This is a genomic window from Pseudomonas sp. PB105, assembly GCF_009764655.1.
Lineage (GTDB): Bacteria > Pseudomonadota > Gammaproteobacteria > Pseudomonadales > Pseudomonadaceae > Aquipseudomonas > Aquipseudomonas cyclaminis.
The window spans coordinates 12277-30309 of sequence record NZ_RWIO01000033.1 but is presented as its reverse complement, the minus strand read 5'-3'; the positions used below and the strand labels follow the sequence as shown (position 1 = coordinate 30309).

Here is an 18033-nt window from a genome sequence, read left to right as displayed (position 1 = left end):
GGTTAGTCGCTAATGCGCGGATTGCCATGAAGTGCTGTGTTTAAGATTAAGCGTAAAAATGTGGAACAGATATGAAAGGCAGATGAAAAACTCGTTTATTTGACAGGCAGACAGCTAGGGTTCAGCTAGTCAACTAAGGTGGGCTGGGGCGATATCGGAACTGTCTGTAAGGCGTTTGGTTCCGGTGTGACACGCCCATCCCGGCTTGGCGTTTTATTCAACAATCTTCTCTGCAATACCCGCCAAGTGCCGGTAAAGTAAGCGCTCTCTTGCCAGGGTGATCGGATGAATAGCGTGCAGCTTTTACGCGGCCAGTTGCGGCCGGTATTGATGGGGTTGTTGATGAGCGTGGCGTGTGTCGCGACCGTACGCGCCGATGAAGGCGTGGCGCTGACCAGCATCGATCAGGTGCCGGAGGGCGTGGAAGTGCGTGGCAAGCAGATCGCCGCCTATACCTGGGACGACCGCCAGGGCAAGAACCTGCTGGTGCTGGCTGAACAGGTCAGCGAGCGGGATGACGACGGCACCCAGTCGGCCTTTGTGTATGCCGCCCAGTACCTGATTGACGGCAACCGCCCCAAGCGCGTGTGGATGCTCTACGACGATGTACAGCATTGTGAGTTCGACGCCTCCCTGCGCTTCGATCAGGGCGCAACCAAGGTCACCGACCTGGCCGGCGATGGCATCACCCAGGCCACTGTGGGCTATTCGCGCACCTGCACCAGCGACGTCAGCCCCAATGAGTTCAAACTGATCATGCACGTGGGCAAGTCGCAGAAGTACCGTTTGCGCGGTGTCGACCGCTACGGCGCCGCGTGGTGGGATGAAGAGGCCGGGGCACTGCGCGGTATGCCGCTGCCCAAGGATTGCAGCATCGCCGGGCAACAGGCGCTGGTCAGCCAGTACAAGGAGCAGGGCACCGAATTGCCATTGCCGGGTTGCTATGGCGATGAGAAGGATTTCGCCAAGGCGCCCGAGGCGTATCTCACGTTCATGCGCCAGCATTGGTTCGCACTGATGCAGAAGCAGGACGCCGAGTGGAGCCAGGCCCAGACCCAGGAACCCACCGAGGATGAAGAAACCGCCCCGTGATTTGGTAAGAGGGGCCGCCCTGCGCTAGACTCGGCCCTCGCCAATTCACTAAATACCTCGATTAAACAATGGCTTGTTCGAGGTATTTAATCCAAAGGCTGATCTATTTTGTCTGAGTCTATCCGCAACCCACTGACCCTCTACCTCACCCGTTTGGCACCTTCCAGCCAACTGACCATGCGCTATGTGCTGCAGGACGCTGCCGACCGCCTGGGCTTCGAGGACATCAACCTTGAAGACATCGACTGGCACCTGCTGCAACCTGAACATGTCATCGCCCTGGTGGCGGCCTTGCGCGAAGACGGCTACGCGCCGAATACCTCATCGTTGTACGTCAACGCGGTGCGCGGGGTGATGAATGAAGCCTGGCGCATGAGCCTGATCAGCCAGGAACATTTGTTGAAAATGCGCACGGTCAAACCCGCGCCCGGTACACGGCTGGGCCAAGGCCGCAACCTGCGGCGCACGCTGATCCGCGAAATGATGGAAGTCTGCGCCGCTGACCCTCGACCACAGGGGCTGCGTGATGCGGCGGTGATCGGCATTCTCTACGGCTCTGGGATGCGCAAGTCGGAATCGGTCAACCTTGACCTGTCACAGATCAATTTCGACGAACGCAGTTTGCGGGTAATCGGCAAAGGCAACAAAGAACTGATCAAGTACGCGCCGGACTGGGCTTTTGCCAAGCTGCAGGCGTGGTTGGCGTTTCGGCGTGAGCAACTGAAGGAGGGGGAGCAGGACGACAGTTTCCTGTTCAATCGCATCCGTCGGGGCAGCCATATCACTCGGGAACGCATCACCAAACATGCGATTTACTACATTGCCCGGCAACGCGGGGAGCAGGTGGGGGTCAAGATCATGCCCCACGATTTTCGCCGTTCGTTCATCACGCGGGTGATCGAGGAACATGACCTGTCGATTGCGCAGAAACTGGCGCATCACACCAATATCCAGACCACCGCCAGCTACGACGTGCGTGACGACAACGAACGCCGTCGAGCCGTAGACCGGTTCGACCTGTAGTGAGCGGGCTTGCCGCGCCGGGCCGCGAAGCGGCCCCAAAACCTACCGACGCAGTACCACTGAATAATCTCGGCAGCTTTATTGGGGCTGCTTCGCAGCCCGGCGCGGGGCAAGCCCGCTCACCACAGCAAGCCCGCTCACCACAGCAAGCTCTCCCTCACCACAAGGATCATGTTCGGCCTTAGAGGATGGGTTTGCCCCCAGTCACCGCATAGCGTGAACCGGAGATGTAGCTGGCTTCATCCGAAGCAAGCAGCACATATATCGGCGCAACTTCCACCGGTTGGCCCGGACGGCCCAGCGGGGTTTCCTCGCCGAAGTGCTTCACATCGTCATCGGTCATGGTCGCCACGATCAACGGCGTCCAGATTGGCCCTGGCGCGACGCTGTTGACACGAATGCCTTTGCTGCCCAGAAGCTGAGCCAGGCCACCCGTGAAGTTGGCAATCGCGCCCTTGGTGGCGGCGTAGGCCAGCAGCGTCGGTTTGGGCATGTCGGAGTTGACCGAGCTGGTGTTGATGATCGAACTGCCAGCCTTCATATGGGGCAGGGCGGCCTTGCAGATGCGAAACATCGCCGTGATGTTGATATCGAAGGTCTTCACCCATTCCTCGTCCTCGATCTCTTCGAGGGTTTCGTGGGTCATCTGGAACGCGGCGTTATTGACCAGCACATCGATGCGGCCGAACTGCTTGACGGTATTGTCGACCACGGCCTGGCACTGGGTTTTCTGCGCAAGGTCGCCGGGCAGCAACAGGCACTGTCGACCGGCTTCTTCCACCCAGCGGGCGGTTTCCTTGGCGTCTTCGTGTTCATCCAGATAGGCGATGGCAACATCGGCGCCTTCGCGGGCAAACGCAATGGCAACTGCGCGACCGATGCCGCTGTCGGCCCCCGTAATCAGCGCGATCTTGTTGGCCAGTCGGCCGGAGCCTTTATAGCTTTGCTCGCCACAGTCGGGGTACGGGTCCATTTTCTTCTGAGCGCCGGGGACCGATTGGGCTTGGGGGGCGAAGGGCGGACGTGGATAGTCAGTCATTTCAATCTCCATAGGTTCCTAAGGGTGCTATGGAGTTAGTAATTTCGTGGCCGGCGATAGTTGTGCCGGATCCCGCCCAAGCCCGACGAATGGTTGGCGCCTCCCCCTGCCGCAGGCCATCAGGGGGAGGGCGGGGCGCTCGCCAGGTGGGCGGGCAAACGGCGCAATGTCCAGATAACCGTGAGCATCGCCGCGACCGCGCAGAGCGCAATGCCGATGATCATTGGCGCCGGCGTGTGGTCGGCAAAGACACCGACCAGTGTCATGGACACAGCGCCCGTGATCATCTGAATCGCGCCCAGCAAGGCAGAGGCCGAACCCGCCACCGCGCCGTGATCTTCCAGCGCCAGAACGCCGGCCGCCGGCAACAGCAAGCCAAGGAAGCCGAAGCCGATAAACAACAGGGTCATCATCAGGGCCAGGCTATCCACCCACAACGTGGTGAGCGCCAGCAGGAGCATGACCGCCGCCACCGCGGTGACCGACCCGCGAATCAACGGCACCAGGCCGAAGCGGGCACTCAGGTGCGCGGTCAATTGGCTCATGGCGAAAAATGACGCTGCATTCAGGGCAAAACACAGGCTGAATTGCGTGGGCGTCAGGCCGAAATACTCGATGTACACAAAGGGTGCGCTGCCGATAAACACAAAGAAGGTAGCCAACCCGAAGCCGCTGACCACCGACAAACCGATAAACACCGGATCGCGCAGCAGTGTCCCGTAACTGCTGAAGGCGTTGCCCAGGGTCTTGCCCAGGCGACGCTCGGGCGGGTGGGTTTCGGGCAATTGCACCGCCGTCATGACCATGCACAACAAGGACACCACCGCCAGCACGGCAAACACTTCGCGCCAACTCCAGAGCGCAATCACCACGCTGCCGGCCAGCGGCGCGAGGATTGGCGAGACACTCATCACCAGCATCAGCAACGACATGAGGCGCGCTGCTTCATGACCGGTGTACAGGTCGCGCACGATGGCCCGTGGGATCACCATGCCGGCGCAGGCACCAAACGCTTGCAGCGCCCGAAAACCAATCAGCACTTCGATGGTCGGCGCCAGGGCGCAACCGATACTGCCAATGGCAAAAATCAGCAGGCCGGCATATATCGGTGGTTTACGGCCGAAGACATCGCTGATCGGCCCGTAAAACAGTTGGCACACACCTACAATCACGAAGAACACAGTGAGGCTCATCTGCACAGCGGCGGGCGAAGCGTGCAGGCTGGCACCCAGGGTTGGCAACGCGGGCAGGTAGATGTCGATTGCGAACGGGCCGACGGCGGTGATCAGGCCCAGCAGCAGGGCCAAATGGGCAATACTTCGAGACATGGGCAGTTCCGGGCGGAGCAAGGGACGGCCAGCTTAAGGGATCCGTGCAGATCCGCAAACTTAGGCTTCACTAACCAGCAACTGTTGCCGATAACGTTCATAGCGGTTGGGCTCCCAACCGGCGGTCCAGGTATGGGGATACCCGCATGACGATCAAATTACGCTTGATGCTGTTGATAGCGACCGGGATGCTCACTGCCCTGGTCATGAGCCTGGCCAGTTACCTGGGCAACGCGCGCATGGGCGAGGCGGTGCAGGCCAACGAAGTGAGCATGACGGTGCTGCGCAACCATATGGAAGCCGACATGATGCACGACGCCCTGCGCGCCGACGTGCTGTCGGCCATGCTGGTGGGCTTGGGGAAAAGCACCAGCACCAAGGCCGAGGTCACCAGTTCGCTCAAGGAGCATGCCGAGCACTTTCGCCAGGTACTGGGCGACAACCTCAAGCTGCCGTTGGATGAAGCCCTCAAAGCCAGCCTGGAAAAAATCAAACCCAGCCTGGATACCTACGTCAGTGCCGGTGAGCGCATCGTCGCGCTGGCGTTGGAAAATCCCGAAGCTGCTCGCGCAGAACTAGACAGTTTCAACACCGCGTTCAGCCACTTGGAAGACCAAATGGCGGCCCTGAGTGAACTGATCGAAACCAAGACCCAGCAGACCGGCGAGGGCACGCGTCAAACCATCAGCACCGCCAACTTCACCCTGGGCACGGTGTTGATTGCCAGCCTGTTGCTGTTGTTGGCTCAAGGCCGCTGGGTCATCCTGAGCATCATGGGGCCGCTGCAAACGGCTAGTCGCATCGCGGCGAGTATCGCCAGGGGCAACTTGAGCGAACCGATTGTCGAACCCAAGCGCAAGGATGAAGCCGGCACGCTGATTCTGAGCCTCGCCACTATGCAGCGAGACTTGCGCGGCATGATCGAAGTGGTGCGCAGCAACGCCCACGGCGTCAATGGCATGAGCGAACAATTGAGCCACGGCTGCCATGAAGTCGCCGGCAGCAGCCAGCAACAAAGCGCGGCCGCCAGCACCATGGCGGCAGCAGCCAGTGAAATGACGGCGAGCATCGAAGAAATCACCCGCCACGCCGGCCGCGCCCTGGACATGGCCAACCAGGCTGAAGCCTTGGCCAAGGATGGTGGCCGAGTCATCCACCAGGTGGTCAAGGACATGGATGGCATTGCCCGTTCGGCGCAGCAATCGGCCCAAGTGATCCGTACGCTGGACAAGGAGTCCGAGGCGATTTTCAGCATTATCCAAGTCATCAAAGGCATTGCCGACCAGACCAACCTGTTGGCCCTCAACGCCGCGATTGAAGCGGCGCGTGCAGGTGAACAAGGCCGGGGTTTTGCCGTGGTCGCCGATGAAGTGCGCAGCCTGGCGGGCCGCACCAGTGCCTCGACCCAGGAAATTGCCAGCATGGTCGCACGCATCCAGCAAAACACCCGGGAGGCGGTGACCAGCATGGAGGAGGGCGTCACACAAGTGGACAAAGGCATGGCAGTGACGGCGGAAGTCGAACGGGCAATCCGCGAGATTCTGCAGGCCACGTTGAACACCACAGAGTTGGTGAATGACATTTCGCGCACTATTGGCGAGCAGAGCCTGGCCAGTAATGAAATCTCGCATCAGGTGGAAATGATCGCCGGCATGTCGGAAAACAACAGCCGCGTGATTGGGCAAACGGCGTCGACCACGGATGAACTGTCCAGTCTGGCGGGTAAATTGTCGCAATCGGTAGACCGTTTTCAGCTTTGACGTGGGCAGGGCCGGAACACTGTTTATATAACTCAACTAAATAGATATTTAGTTGAGTTATATCATTATTGAATAACTGAGGCGGCGTCCGGCGAGGGGGCTTTCTTGGCGGCCTCACCGAAAACAACGCGCATATTGACGAAATAACCGACGATTCCCCAGTGTTTGTCGTCGTCACGCACGATCACTTTCTCTTGGACAGTAGCCGTGGCAAACGTCGAGGCGAACTCGATCACTGCGTAATTTCCGGCGGGTGCGTCCGGCATCTGATCAATAAAGCCGATGGCGTTGCTGTTGCGGCGTGCCGGGATCGTTTGCAGTGACCTTGGGCGTGTTGTTGTTGAAGCTGATATCGCAGCCACTGAGCAAGCGATGCGAGCGAGAACACCAAGACTGCAAGCAGCTTCATGCAAAATCTCCAAGACACTGATCGACATCCGTTGCGACGAGTAAAGATGACACGTGAAGGAGTGCCATCAGGCCGGTGAAAAAGGCTGGCGTGGTGCGTGAATTCTTCAGCCCTACGCCTGGCAGTCAGATACATATGGTTACGCATAATGTATATTATGTTAAATCATGTTTCTATATCGCGTACTCCACTGATTGACTCACACCACTCTCTGAATCTCAGCCACCACCTGCATCGTTGCCTCTTCGATCGTTCCTTCATTACGGCACAACACCCAGCCATGTTCGGCAGCCGCCTGCTCAAACGCCTGGGTGCTGGCAACATGTTCTTCCAGCGCATGCATGACCGTACTGCTTAACCCGCGCCGTCGTGCTGCCGCTCGCGCCCATGAGATCTCAGGCGCGGTGACGACACCGACGTGCAGGTCTGGCACTCGCACGTTTCGATCAAAGTTCAACTGGAGAATCTCTGCGAACGGCACGGTCCGGCGGAACGCTGCGTCCGATGGGTACCAGCGATCAATCAATATGAGGCTGTCCCGTGGCTGTTTGGGCAGCACGTGCTGAGTGATCCACGCCCGACTCTCAGCAAAACGCTCGCAAACCCTCAATTCCAATTCCCGACTTGGATGTCTGACGAGTTCGTTGACGAGGGCCATCGTTTGCGCTCGATGTGGGTCACTTTTGCTTTCGCAAAGCCGGATCACCTTCAGGTTGTCTGCCCTCAGTACGGTCGTGACGGCCTCCAAAAGCGTAGTTTTGCCAACGCCCTTGGGCCCATCCAGGGTAATAAACAGCTGAGAACTCATTCTTCATACATCAGTTGAAAACCGATGCGCACTCTAGCATCACTCGCGCACGAACCTCGGAATCGCAAGGCCCAGGCTTTCGCGCAACGTCGTGCCTTCATACGCCGTGCGATACACACCTCGCGCCTGTAACAAAGGGATCACTTCCTGGGTAAACCGCGTGAACTGCTGCGGATGCCCTATATAAATGTTGAACCCATCCACAGCCCGTGCTTCGAACCATTCGGCCATTTTCCGTGCGACGGTTTCAGCCGATCCCACAAAAGCGCCCGGACGCAACTGCCGGCCAAACTCCACGGTCTGACGCAACGTGAAGCCTTTTTCCCGTGCATGGTCTGCAATGCGTTTGGCGGCAGTAAAGAAGCTGCTGCGTGCCGCTTCCAGACTTTGCTGTGGAAACGGCGCATCGAGGTCGTACTGGCTGAAATCATGCCAGCCGAAATTGCGCCCAAACTCCTTCAGTGCGAGCTCAAAGCTATGGTCGGTCTGATGATAGTGCTGCTCGATTTCCCGCGCGTGTGCATCGGTGTCGCCGACATAAATCTCGGCGCCCGGCATCACCAGCAATTGCTCCGGGTCGCGCCCCTGTTGCACCGCCCTGCCCTTTATATCCTGATAGAAAGCCTGGCCCTGCTCGATACTCGCAGCATGGGTGAAGATCACATCCGCCGTCGCAGCACCCAGCTCGCGGCCCTGCTGCGAATCACCGGCCTGGAAGATCACCGGTTGGCCTTGCGCTGAACGTTGGATATTCAACGGGCCGACCACCGAAAAGTGTTCGCCCTGGTGGTTCAGGCTATGCAGCTTGCTGGGATCCAAAAACTGCCCGGTCGCCCGGTCACGCACGAATGCATCCTCCTCGTAGGAGTTCCACAACCCCTGCACCACCTGGACGTGTTCGACCGCGCGGCCGTAGCGTGTGTCGTAGTCGTAGTGTTCATCCCGGCTGTAATTGCCCGCAGTACCGGCATCGCCGCTGGTCACCACGTTCCAACCTGCACGACCTTTGCTGATCAGGTCCAGTGAAGCCAGGCGCCGCGCCACGTTGTACGGCGAGTTGTAAGACGTGGTCAGCGTGCCGACGAGGCCGATATGGCGGGTGCTCACGGCGAGCGCCGATAACAGGGTCAGTGGTTCCAGGCGATTCAGGTAATGGGACGGCGAGCCCGGCGTGATGAACTGGCTGTCGACGATGAATATGAGGTCGAACAGCGCCGCTTCGGCCTGACGCGCAATGTCGATGTACCAGTCGATGTTGACACTGGCATCCGCTGGCAGCTGCGGGTCAAGCCACAAGTTGTGGCGACCCGGCCCGCCGCTGCCCATGGTCAGGGCGCCCAGTTTGAGTTGTCGTTTGGTCATTGCAGAGGCTTCCTGTTCACGGCTGTTTATTGGCAACGGCAGGCTGCAAGGACGCCGTGAACGAGTCATCGAACAGGCTGGCGGCCGAGTAAGACTTGACCAAGCCCTGGCCGGTAAAAAAGTCCACGGTCTTTTGCGCTTCAACGGAAGATTGGGCGGTCACGGGCTCTACGGTGGTGCGCGCACGGGCAAACCAGGTTCGGGCGATATCCGCGTCCGCTCGGGTACGTTTGGCCCACGCATCGGCGTAAGCATCGGTGTTGGCCGGCGCTTGGCGAGCCCAGTCACGGGCCTTTTTCAGGCGCTGCAGAAAATCGTTGATGGGCGCCCGTTTGGCGTCCACGGCACTGGCGTTGGCGGCAATGAAACTCTGTGCTGGAATCAACCCTTCAGCCGTGGCGAGCACCCGCGCACCTTGGCGTTCCTGTTGTGTCACGTAAGGTTCCCAGGTCGCGATGACGTCAACCGAGCCGCCTTCCAGCGCATGGGAGGCGTCCAGCGCGCTGAGATAGCGCAGCTCCAGCGAGTCGCGGGCCACGCCGGCTTTATCCAGCGCCGTCAGCAGCAGTTGCTGGCTCCAGGAGCCTTTCCATATCGCCGCACGCTTGCCCTTGAGATCGGCAAGACTCTTGATGGGCGAATCCTTGCTGACCAGGATGGCCACGCCGTCGAGGCTTTGCCGGCTGACCGCAATCACTTTGATCGGCGCGCCCAATGCGCCCAGAAACAGCACCGGCGCATCCCCCAGCAGGCCTATATCCAGGCTGCCGACGTTGAGCGCCTCAGCAACCGGCGACCCGGCGGTAAATTGCTTCCATTCCAGGGTATAGGGCAAATCATCAAGCACCCCCGCCGCTTCCATCACGGCCTGGGCGTTGTAGCTTTGGTCACCAACCACCAGCGTTTGCGCCGTCGCGGTCAGGCTCAGCAAGGCGGCGGCCAACCCGGCCGTCAGTGTTGTCAGGTAACGCACGTTCGTCTCCAGATGCCTTGTCAGGCAGTTCAAGTCGATCCGTGCGTACGGTCTCGGTCGGGTTAACAGGAATAATCTGCGCCATACGATGAGGCGCGCCACGGCCGCTGTAAAATACTGATAACGCATAACGTAATTCTATAATAATGTCTTATGTGCATTTCTAGGTGAGCGTGCTACATCTGTTTCGCGCATACCCCATGCTCAAACGTCATAATCCCCGGCCCGCCTGCATGGTAATCTCGCGCGACCACGAATAGACATAAGTCGTCATATGACGATCAGAGCCAGGAAAGAACATGCCCAAAAAATCTCACTCAGCGCTGCGCCGTAACTTCCGCGAATTGCTTGCCAAACCGAGCTGCGTTGAAACCGCTTCCGTATTCGACCCCATGTCCGCGCGCATCGCGGCAGACCTGGGGTTTGAAGTGGGTATCCTGGGAGGGTCAGTCGCGTCGTTGCAGGTATTGGCGGCGCCCGATTTTGCGTTGATTACCTTGAGTGAGTTCGTTGAGCAGGCCACGCGCATCGGGCGTGTGGCCCAACTGCCGTTTATTGCAGATGCCGACCACGGCTACGGCAACGCCCTCAACGTGATGCGCACCGTCGAAGAACTAGAGCGCGCCGGCGTGGCCGCATTGACGATTGAAGACACCTTGCTGCCGGCGCAATTCGGGCGTAAATCCACTGACTTGATTTCCATCGAGGAAGGCATCGGCAAAGTCCGCGCCGCCCTGGAAGCCCGTGTCGATCCTGAGCTGTCGATCATTGCCCGGACCAATGCGGGTGTATTGCCCACCGAAGCGGTGATCGAACGCACCCTGGCCTATCAAAAAGCCGGTGCGGATGGGATCTGCATGGTGGGTGTGAGCGACTTCGAACACCTGGAAAAGATCGCAGAAAAGCTCACCGTCCCCTTGATGCTGGTGACTTACGGCAATCCCAAGCTCAACGACGCCCAGCGTCTGGCTAGCCTGGGCGTGCGCGTGGTGGTTGCCGGGCATGGCGCCTATTTCGCGGCGATCAAAGCCACTTACGACAGCTTGCGTGCCCAACGCCAGTTAACCCACAGCACCTCCAACCTCAGCGCGACCGAACTGACGCACACCTACACGCTGCCCGAAAGCTACGTGGCGTGGGCTGAAGAGTTCATGGACGTCAAAGAGTAGGTAGCAGTCCCAACGCGGGCTGTGCGACGATTCGACAAGCCCGCTCACCACAAAAGCTGATCTGCTCCCCGCTATCAGCCAACCCAACCTACGGCAGTCTTGGGAATCACCTCCGACTCATCCAGCTTCGACGCAAACATACTCACCGCCTGCACCGCATCGCTGGTGCTGGTGCGAATCTGCAAGATCACCGAACCTGCTTGGTCCGCCAGTTGAACGCCACGTTGCGCGCCTTCTTGGGTGGCATTCATGCTGGTCACCGCGTCGCGGGTTTCGGAGAGGATCATGCCGATCATCTCGGCGATTTCCGCCGTGGAGCGGCTGGTTCGGCCAGCCAGTTGCCGGACTTCGTCGGCCACTACCGCGAAGCCTCGGCCTTGGTCGCCGGCCCGTGCGGCTTCGATGGCGGCGTTGAGTGCCAGCAGGTTGGTCTGGTCGGCAATGCCACGAATAGTGTTGACGATCGCGGTGATTTGCTCGGAACGATCGCCCAGTTGCCCGACCAAACGCGCCGAGGAGCCGATGTTTTCAGCAATCCGGCGCATCTCCGTGGCAGTTTCCTGAATGACCTGGGTGCCGTGCTCGGCAAACCGTTCGGTCTCGGACGAGATGTGGTAAGCCCGCGAGGCGCCACGGGAGTCTTCTTCGAACTTCTCCACGCGTTCGGTGATGTCACTCGCGAACTTGACGATCTTGAGCAGCTTGCCGTCGCCGTCGTAGACCGGGTTGTAACTCGCTTCCAGCCACACGACCCGGCCATGTTTGCCGAGGCGTTTGAATTGCCCGGTGAAGAATTCGCCGTTGTTCAAGCGGCGCCAGAAGTCGGCGTACTCGTGGCTGTTGATCAAGGTGGGTTCGCAAAACAGGCGGTGATGTTTGCCTTTGAGCTCAGCCAGCGAATACCCCATGACGTTCAGGAAGTTGGCGTTGGCATCCAATACCTGGCCGTTCAAGTCGAATTCGATGACAGCCATTGCCCGGTCCAGCGCCGCCAGTTTGCTGCGGGTAGCCGCTTCCTGTTCGACGCTGGCGGTGATGTCCAACGCGTACTTGACCACTTTCAATACCCGGCCACCCTCATCCAGGACCGGGTTGTAGCTGGCCTCAAGCCAAATGGTCTTGCCTTGGGCATCCACCCGCCTGAACTTGCCCGACACAAACTTGCCGGCCTTGAGGTCCGCCCAGAACTGGCCGTAGGCCGGGCTGCTGGTGAGCGCCGGCAAGCAAAAATCACGATGGGATTTACCGGCCAGCTGCTCGCGGCTGTAACCCAGCGTCCGCAGAAAGTTGTCGTTAGCGGTTAACACCTTGCCATTGAGGTCAAATTCGACCACGGCCATGGAGCGTTCGAGTGCTGCAATCAGTCCCTTGTATTCGGTGACTTCGGCCGTCCTGGCTGCCAGTTCTGTTTTAAGCGTTGTATTGAACATGACGTGAACCTCAACCGTGTGCAGAAGCTATCTCTAACTCGCTATCGGCGGCTGAATACGCGACTTTACGCGGCGTTGATATTTATTTTCTGGCGTCAAAAAGCTGCTCCCGCGGGTTTGCCCAAGCGGCTGATTTCGGGGACCATGGGCGCCTTTACGAACCGTCCAACGAGAGGCAACCATGGCCAACCACGACCTGTCCTACACCCCCGATCCTGATGCCGATTCCATCTCCTCCGACGTGATCGGTTTCAACGGTATCCTGGTCTCCACCCAGATCCCGACCCGCGCTGACGGCAGCCTGGAGCTGGGCGATATCACCTTGCAATGCGAATGCACCCTGCAAGCCCTGAAAGCCGCGCTGGAAAAGGCCGGCAGCTCCATGGACCGGGTGATGCACCTGACCATCTATCTGACGGATATGGCCGATCGCGCCGCGTTCAACGAGGTCTACAAACGCTTCTTCGCCAAGCCGTGGCCCGTGCGTGCGGCGGTTGGCGTGGCTGCGTTGGCGGTAGAAGGCATGCGCGTGGAAGTGACCGCGATGGCCGCCAAGGCCTGAGTGCGTGCCGGTCAGGCATTTCACAGCTACAATGCGCGCCTCAACCGTGACAAGCCTGACTAAAAAAACTATGTCCATGCCCAAGCATCACCTGGAATTGCTCAGCCCTGCCCGCGATGTCGCCATCGCGCGCGAGGCGATCCTGCATGGCGCTGACGCCATTTACATCGGCGGCCCCAGTTTCGGCGCTCGCCATAACGCCTGTAACGACGTGAGCGATATCGCTCAGTTGGTAGAATTCGCCCACCGTTACCATGCGCGCGTCTTCACCACCATCAACACCATCTTGCATGACAACGAACTGGAACCCGCACGCAAGCTGATCCATCAGCTCTACGATGCCGGTGTCGACGCGTTGATCGTGCAAGACCTGGGCGTAATGGAGCTGGATATCCCGCCCATCGAGCTGCACGCCAGCACCCAGACCGATATCCGCACCCTGGCCCGCGCAAAGTTTCTCGATCAGGCCGGTTTCTCGCAGTTGGTGTTGGCCCGTGAGCTGAACCTGCAAGAAATCCGCGCCATTGCCGACGAGACCGATGCCGCCATCGAGTTCTTTATCCACGGCGCCCTGTGCGTGGCGTTCTCCGGGCAGTGCAACATCTCCCACGCGCAAAATGGCCGCAGCGCCAACCGTGGCGATTGCTCCCAGGCCTGCCGCCTGCCGTACACCTTGAAAGACGATCAGGGCCGCGTCGTGGCCTTTGAAAAACACTTGCTGTCGATGAAAGACAACAACCAGAGCGCCAACATCCGCGCCCTGGTCGAAGCCGGTGTGCGTTCGTTCAAGATCGAAGGCCGCTACAAGGACATGGGCTATGTGAAGAACATCACCGCCTATTACCGCCAGCGCCTCGACGATGTGCTCGAAGACCGCACGGACCTCGCCCGCGCATCCAGCGGCCGTACCGTGCACTTCTTCCTGCCTGACCCGGAAAAAACCTTTCACCGTGGCAGCACCGACTATTTCGTCAGCGACCGCAAGATCGACATCGGCGCCTTCGATACCCCGACCTTCACCGGCCTGCCGGTAGGGACCGTGGAAAAAGCCGGCAAGCGCGACCTGCAAGTGGTCACCCATGAGCCGTTGTCCAACGGTGATGGCCTAAACGTGCTGGTCAAACGTGAAGTGGTGGGGTTCCGCGCCAACATCGCCGAGCCCAAGGGCGAGTTCGAGGAAGACGGCCAGAAGCGCTACCGCTACCGCGTCGAGCCGAACGAAATGCCCGCCGGCCTGCACCAGTTGCGCCCGCACCATCCGCTGAACCGCAACCTCGACCATAACTGGCAACAGGCACTGCTCAAGACCTCAGCCGAGCGCCGTATCGGCCTGTCGTGGGTGGCGCGCCTGCGTGAAGAGCAACTGGAAATCAACGCGACGAGCGAAGAAGGCATCAGTGCTGGCGTTACCCTGCCCGGCCCGTTCGGCGTGGCCAATAAGCCTGAGCAAGCGCTGGATACCCTGCGCGACCTGCTTGGCCAACTGGGCACCACCGAGTACCACGCAACGGATATCAAGCTGGACGCGCCCCAGGCGTTCTTCATTCCCAACTCTCAGCTCAAGGCATTGCGCCGTGAAGTGATCGAAGCACTGACGGCTGCCCGTGTCGCCGCCCACCCCCGTGGTGGACGCAAGGCCGAAACCACCCCGCCGCCGGTGTACCCGGAAGCGCATTTGTCGTTCCTGGCCAACGTTTACAACCAGAAGGCCCGCGACTTCTACCACCGTCACGGCGTCCAGATGATCGACGCGGCGTTTGAAGCCCATGAAGAAACCGGCGAAGTGCCGGTGATGATCACCAAGCACTGCCTGCGTTTCTCGTTCAACCTGTGCCCTAAACAGGCCAAGGGTGTGACGGGCGTGAAAACCAAGGTCGCGCCGATGCAATTGATCCATGGCGACGAAGTGCTGACACTGAAGTTCGACTGCAAACCGTGCGAGATGCACGTGGTGGGCAAGATCAAGGGGCATATCCTTGGCCTGCCGCAGCCGGGCAGCGTGGTTGAGCATTTCAACCCGGACAAAATCATCTTCCAGGGCACGCACTGACACTGCGGGAGCGGGGCCACCACCAGCCCCGCTGCAACCCGGCAGCCGCCAGCAGAATCGTTGCCACTCCCAGCCATTGCAGCCAACCCAGTTGGTGTCCGAATGCAATCCAGTCGACACCTATCGCCGCTATCGGGTAGATAAACGATAGCGCGCCGGTCATGGCCGTCGGCAGTTTCTGGATCGCGCCGTACAGCAACACATACATCAACCCGGTGTGGACCACACCGAGGGTGACCAACGCCGGCCAGGCATAGCTCGTCTGCGGCAAGCTGTTCCATGGCACCAGCGGGGCCAACAGCAATGCGCCGGTGATCACCTGGATCAATGCCAGCAAATGCGGCGGCACGCCCTTCAAGCGCTTGATGATCAACGCCGCGACCGCATACAAAAACGCCGCACCCAACGCCAGCGCGACGCCCGCCATATAATCCCCGCCACTGCCTTGTTGATCGCCATGGGCCGTGACGATTGCCAGCATCCCCAGGAACGCCACGCTCAGCCAGGCCAGCTTCTGCAGGGTGATCCGTTCGCCAAGAAACAGCGCCGCCAGCATGACCAATATGAACGGCTGCACGTTGTACACCGCCGTACTGATGGCGATGGACGCACGGGAATAGGATTCAAACAGCAGCAGCCAATTACCGACGATGGCCACGCCGCTGAGCATCGCCAACCCCAGCTTGGCCCAACTGAGCAGGTCCAGGCGCAGGTAACCCAGCAGCGCACAGACCAGCAGTAACGTCAGCCCGCCGATCACGCAGCGCCAGAACACCACTTCGATCACCGACACGCCCGATACCAGCACAAACCAGCCAATGGTGCCGGAGATCAGCATGGCGGCGACCATTTCCCACAAACCGCGACGGATGGATGTGTCCATGATTGAAGCTCCTCAAGTGAGGCTCAATTATGGCAATCTGCTGGGTGGCGGCTCCAGCGACTAAATCAGGCCAGATGCCCGGATCACCTTTACTTATTAGGCGAATACCATGATTGACACTATCGACCAGCAACTGATCACGGCGCTGATGGACGACTCGCGATTGTCGCTCAAGGTGCTCGCGGGCATTACCGGGCTGTCCTCGCCGAGCGTCAGTGAACGCCTGCGCCGCCTGGAAGAGCGCGGCGTGTTGACCCACTACACCGTAAACGTGGACCCCAAGCACTTCGGCTATCTACTGCAAGCCATCGTGCGCATCCGCCCCCTGCCCGGCCAATTGCAGGAAGTGGAACGCCAGATCCAGGCGATCCCCGAGTTCACCGAGTGCGACAAGGTGACAGGCGAAGACTGCTTTATCGCCCGCCTGCATGTGCGCACCATGGACCACCTCGACAGTTTGCTCGACCGCCTCAACGTCTACGCCGAAACCAACACCGCCATCGTCAAGAAAACCCCGGTGAAGCGGCGTTTGCCGCCGTTGGCGGACTAGATGCCAAGTACTCCCGTCGCATCCGTAGCAGCTGTCGAGCGCAAGCGAGGCTGCGTCAGCGCAGTGTCAGGCACACCGCACACTCAGCCCCGCCAAAGCTCGGGGGATATTGATTGCTTCAACTACGCAGCGCCTGCGCAGCCCTCAGTAAGCCTCGAAATTGCACATACCGCGCCTCCAGCACTGGCTGTTGTGACTCGTCGGGCAGGTAGCGCGCCTTGACCGGCATGCCCTTGGCCAGCAACTCCTCGCCCTGCCCCACCGCCAGCAACCCCAGCTTCGCCGCCCCGATACACGCGCTCAACTCGCTGCCGTGCAGGGTATGAATTTCCCGCTGAAGGATATTGGCCAACAACTGCGCCCAATACTCGCTACGTGCACCACCGCCCACCAGCGCACAGGCGCCCACGCTGGCACCGGCCGATTGCACGGCGCGCAACGCATCCAGCAAGCCAAAGCCAACGCCTTCCATCACCGCATACCCGAGCATGGCCGGTGTGCAGTCGTGCCCCAGGTTCATGAAACCGCCACGCAACAAGGGATCGTTATGGGGCGTGCGCTCCCCGGCCAGGTACGGCAAAAACAACGGCGTGTTCAGCGGCACCGCCTGGGTGATCGGCAATTGCGCCTGGACCTGATCGAGCAACGTTTGCTCATCCGCCGTTCCGGTCAGTCGCGTGACCCAACGCAGGCAACTGGCGCCCGCGAGCATGGCGCCCATGGTGTACCAGCGCTCGGGCAACGCATGGCAGAAGCTGTGAACTGCGCTGGCCGGGTTGCCAGCGGCATGATCGGTAATGGCCACAATCGCCGCGCTGGTGCCGAGGGTGATGAAACCGTCACCGGCGTTGATTGCACCGATCCCCACAGCGGCCACCGGGTTATCACCGCCACCACCGGCAATCACAACGTCTGCTGAAAAACCGAGGTCACTCGCGGTCACACGCGCACTCGGCGCACCACCTTCCACCAGCCTGGGCATCTGCGCAGGCGTGAGGCCTGTTGCGTGCAGCATCGGGGCGAACCACTCGCGGCGCGCCACATCCAGCCACAATGTGCCGGCGGCATCCGACATCTCGCTGATGCGCTCACCACTCAGGCGCAGACGCAGGTAGTCCTTGGGCGACAGCACGCAGTCAATCGCCTTGAACACGTCAGGCTCATGCCGCTGCAGCCACAACAGCTTGGGTGCGGTCAGCCCGGCCATGGGCAAACTGCCGGTGACGTCGGCAAACGCCGACCCCAGTTGCTCGGCTTCGGCCACAGCGCGGGAGTCGTCCCACAGGATCGCCGGGTACAGCACGCGGTCGTCATCACCGAGTAAAACCGCACCGTGCATCTGCCCGGACAACCCGATACAGGCCACACGGGCAAACGCCTCATGCCGACGCAATTGGTCCAAGGCCTGTAGACAGGCCTGCCACCAGTCTTCAGGGGTCTGCTCGGACCAGCCGCTGTGGCGCCGCGACACACTCAAGCGCACGCCGGCATGGGCCAGCACGGCACCGTCGGTGTCCATGAGGATGGCCTTGAGTTCAGAAGTGCCGAGATCAATACCGAGGGAAACAGGACCGTTCATACGTGGGTTATTCCAA

The 18033-nt window shown here is 60.0% G+C and carries 16 protein-coding genes and 1 pseudogene; 8 read left to right on the top strand and 9 right to left on the bottom strand.

All coding sequences use genetic code 11. From position 1 onward, the window contains the following. Positions 1–285 precede the first annotated feature (285 nt). Together EJD88_RS07225 and xerC are read left to right on the top strand one after the other, a co-directional pair. On the top strand, positions 286–1092 hold the full coding sequence (locus EJD88_RS07225) for a M949_RS01915 family surface polysaccharide biosynthesis protein (protein ID WP_158877450.1): 807 nt from the start codon (positions 286–288) through the stop codon (positions 1090–1092). Positions 1093–1200: 108 nt separating this feature from the next. Then, a complete protein-coding gene (xerC, locus tag EJD88_RS07220) occupies positions 1201–2115 on the top strand; it encodes a tyrosine recombinase XerC (protein ID WP_112195257.1) in 915 nt (304 codons plus the stop codon). A 181-nt stretch (positions 2116–2296) separates the two neighbouring features. On the opposite strand, the gene EJD88_RS07215 is transcribed toward xerC, so the two are convergent. Both EJD88_RS07215 and EJD88_RS07210 read right to left on the bottom strand, forming a co-directional pair. Beyond that, positions 2297–3154, bottom strand: a complete 858-nt coding sequence (locus tag EJD88_RS07215) for an SDR family oxidoreductase (protein ID WP_112195255.1) — start codon at positions 3152–3154, stop codon at positions 2297–2299. Between the two features lie 119 nt (positions 3155–3273). Beyond that, a complete protein-coding gene (locus EJD88_RS07210; protein ID WP_158877448.1) occupies positions 3274–4482 on the bottom strand; it encodes a multidrug effflux MFS transporter in 1209 nt (402 codons plus the stop codon). Positions 4483–4628: 146 nt separating this feature from the next. Between EJD88_RS07210 and EJD88_RS27510 the strand changes: the two are divergent. Together EJD88_RS27510 and EJD88_RS27505 are read left to right on the top strand one after the other, a co-directional pair. Further along, positions 4629–5384 (top strand): annotated as a pseudogene (locus EJD88_RS27510) (MCP four helix bundle domain-containing protein); the annotation flags it as partial. Further along, positions 5379–6242, top strand: a complete 864-nt coding sequence (locus tag EJD88_RS27505; protein WP_371926549.1) for a methyl-accepting chemotaxis protein — start codon at positions 5379–5381, stop codon at positions 6240–6242. The pseudogene EJD88_RS27510 and the gene EJD88_RS27505, both read left to right, overlap by 6 nt. A 65-nt stretch (positions 6243–6307) precedes the next feature. Here EJD88_RS27505 and EJD88_RS07200 read toward each other — a convergent pair whose 3' ends face one another. The 4 genes from EJD88_RS07200 to EJD88_RS07185 form a co-directional block, all read right to left on the bottom strand. Further along, the gene (locus tag EJD88_RS07200; protein ID WP_256673652.1) at positions 6308–6679 is read right to left on the bottom strand and encodes a DUF4019 domain-containing protein; all 372 of its coding nucleotides are present in this window, start codon (positions 6677–6679) and stop codon (positions 6308–6310) included. A 171-nt stretch (positions 6680–6850) separates the two neighbouring features. Then, the gene (locus EJD88_RS07195; RefSeq protein ID WP_158877444.1) at positions 6851–7459 is read right to left on the bottom strand and encodes a dTMP kinase; all 609 of its coding nucleotides are present in this window, start codon (positions 7457–7459) and stop codon (positions 6851–6853) included. 39 nt (positions 7460–7498) lie between these two features. Next, positions 7499–8821 (bottom strand): LLM class flavin-dependent oxidoreductase, encoded by a 1323-nt coding sequence (locus EJD88_RS07190; protein WP_158877442.1) that lies wholly within the window; start codon positions 8819–8821, stop codon positions 7499–7501. Positions 8822–8837: 16 nt separating this feature from the next. Then, entirely contained in the window at positions 8838–9794 is a 957-nt protein-coding gene (locus tag EJD88_RS07185; RefSeq protein WP_158877440.1) for an ABC transporter substrate-binding protein, read from the bottom strand. 299 nt (positions 9795–10093) lie between these two features. Between EJD88_RS07185 and EJD88_RS07180 the strand changes: the two genes are divergently transcribed. Continuing rightward, the gene (locus EJD88_RS07180; protein ID WP_099582933.1) at positions 10094–10963 is read left to right on the top strand and encodes an oxaloacetate decarboxylase; all 870 of its coding nucleotides are present in this window, start codon (positions 10094–10096) and stop codon (positions 10961–10963) included. A 74-nt stretch (positions 10964–11037) separates the two neighbouring features. Here EJD88_RS07180 and EJD88_RS27355 read toward each other — a convergent pair whose 3' ends face one another. Beyond that, positions 11038–12393, bottom strand: a complete 1356-nt coding sequence (locus EJD88_RS27355; protein WP_158877438.1) for a PAS domain-containing methyl-accepting chemotaxis protein — start codon at positions 12391–12393, stop codon at positions 11038–11040. Between the two features lie 181 nt (positions 12394–12574). Between EJD88_RS27355 and EJD88_RS07170 the strand changes: the two genes are divergently transcribed. Both EJD88_RS07170 and EJD88_RS07165 read left to right on the top strand, forming a co-directional pair. Continuing rightward, complete coding sequence (locus EJD88_RS07170) at positions 12575–12955, top strand: RidA family protein (RefSeq protein ID WP_158877436.1); 381 nt, start codon at positions 12575–12577, stop codon at positions 12953–12955. Between the two features lie 70 nt (positions 12956–13025). Next, positions 13026–15005: a U32 family peptidase gene (locus EJD88_RS07165; RefSeq protein ID WP_158877434.1), complete on the top strand. Its 1980-nt coding sequence runs from the start codon at positions 13026–13028 to the stop codon at positions 15003–15005. On the opposite strand, the gene EJD88_RS07160 is transcribed toward EJD88_RS07165, so the two are convergent. Further along, positions 14983–15888, bottom strand: coding sequence for a DMT family transporter (locus EJD88_RS07160; protein WP_158877432.1), 906 nt, complete (start codon positions 15886–15888; stop codon positions 14983–14985). The two genes, EJD88_RS07165 and EJD88_RS07160, sit on opposite strands and share 23 nt — an antisense overlap. Before the next feature lie 109 nt (positions 15889–15997). On the opposite strand from EJD88_RS07160, the gene EJD88_RS07155 reads away from it, so the two are divergent. Further along, positions 15998–16438, top strand: a complete 441-nt coding sequence (locus EJD88_RS07155; protein ID WP_158877430.1) for an Lrp/AsnC family transcriptional regulator — start codon at positions 15998–16000, stop codon at positions 16436–16438. A 118-nt stretch (positions 16439–16556) separates the two neighbouring features. Here the strand turns inward: EJD88_RS07155 and xylB are convergent, their stop codons facing one another. Further along, complete coding sequence (gene xylB / locus EJD88_RS07150; RefSeq protein ID WP_158877428.1) at positions 16557–18017, bottom strand: xylulokinase; 1461 nt, start codon at positions 18015–18017, stop codon at positions 16557–16559. Positions 18018–18033 lie beyond the last annotated feature (16 nt).

What these genes read in the sequence shown, in the direction of transcription:
- EJD88_RS07225 (WP_158877450.1), top strand. Translation starts at nt 286, where the DNA reads ATGAATAGCGTGCAGCTTTTACGCGGCCAGTTGCGGCCGGTATTGATG.
- EJD88_RS07215 (WP_112195255.1), bottom strand. Translation starts at nt 3,154, where the DNA reads ATGACTGACTATCCACGTCCGCCCTTCGCCCCCCAAGCCCAATCGGTC.
- EJD88_RS07210 (WP_158877448.1), bottom strand. Translation starts at nt 4,482, where the DNA reads ATGTCTCGAAGTATTGCCCATTTGGCCCTGCTGCTGGGCCTGATCACC.
- EJD88_RS27505 (WP_371926549.1), top strand. Translation starts at nt 5,379, where the DNA reads ATGCAGCGAGACTTGCGCGGCATGATCGAAGTGGTGCGCAGCAACGCC.
- EJD88_RS07200 (WP_256673652.1), bottom strand. Translation starts at nt 6,679, where the DNA reads ATGTCGATCAGTGTCTTGGAGATTTTGCATGAAGCTGCTTGCAGTCTT.
- EJD88_RS07195 (WP_158877444.1), bottom strand. Translation starts at nt 7,459, where the DNA reads ATGAGTTCTCAGCTGTTTATTACCCTGGATGGGCCCAAGGGCGTTGGC.
- EJD88_RS07190 (WP_158877442.1), bottom strand. Translation starts at nt 8,821, where the DNA reads ATGACCAAACGACAACTCAAACTGGGCGCCCTGACCATGGGCAGCGGC.
- EJD88_RS07180 (WP_099582933.1), top strand. Translation starts at nt 10,094, where the DNA reads ATGCCCAAAAAATCTCACTCAGCGCTGCGCCGTAACTTCCGCGAATTG.
- EJD88_RS27355 (WP_158877438.1), bottom strand. Translation starts at nt 12,393, where the DNA reads ATGTTCAATACAACGCTTAAAACAGAACTGGCAGCCAGGACGGCCGAA.
- EJD88_RS07170 (WP_158877436.1), top strand. Translation starts at nt 12,575, where the DNA reads ATGGCCAACCACGACCTGTCCTACACCCCCGATCCTGATGCCGATTCC.
- EJD88_RS07165 (WP_158877434.1), top strand. Translation starts at nt 13,026, where the DNA reads ATGTCCATGCCCAAGCATCACCTGGAATTGCTCAGCCCTGCCCGCGAT.
- EJD88_RS07160 (WP_158877432.1), bottom strand. Translation starts at nt 15,888, where the DNA reads ATGGACACATCCATCCGTCGCGGTTTGTGGGAAATGGTCGCCGCCATG.
- EJD88_RS07155 (WP_158877430.1), top strand. Translation starts at nt 15,998, where the DNA reads ATGATTGACACTATCGACCAGCAACTGATCACGGCGCTGATGGACGAC.
- xylB (WP_158877428.1), bottom strand. Translation starts at nt 18,017, where the DNA reads ATGAACGGTCCTGTTTCCCTCGGTATTGATCTCGGCACTTCTGAACTC.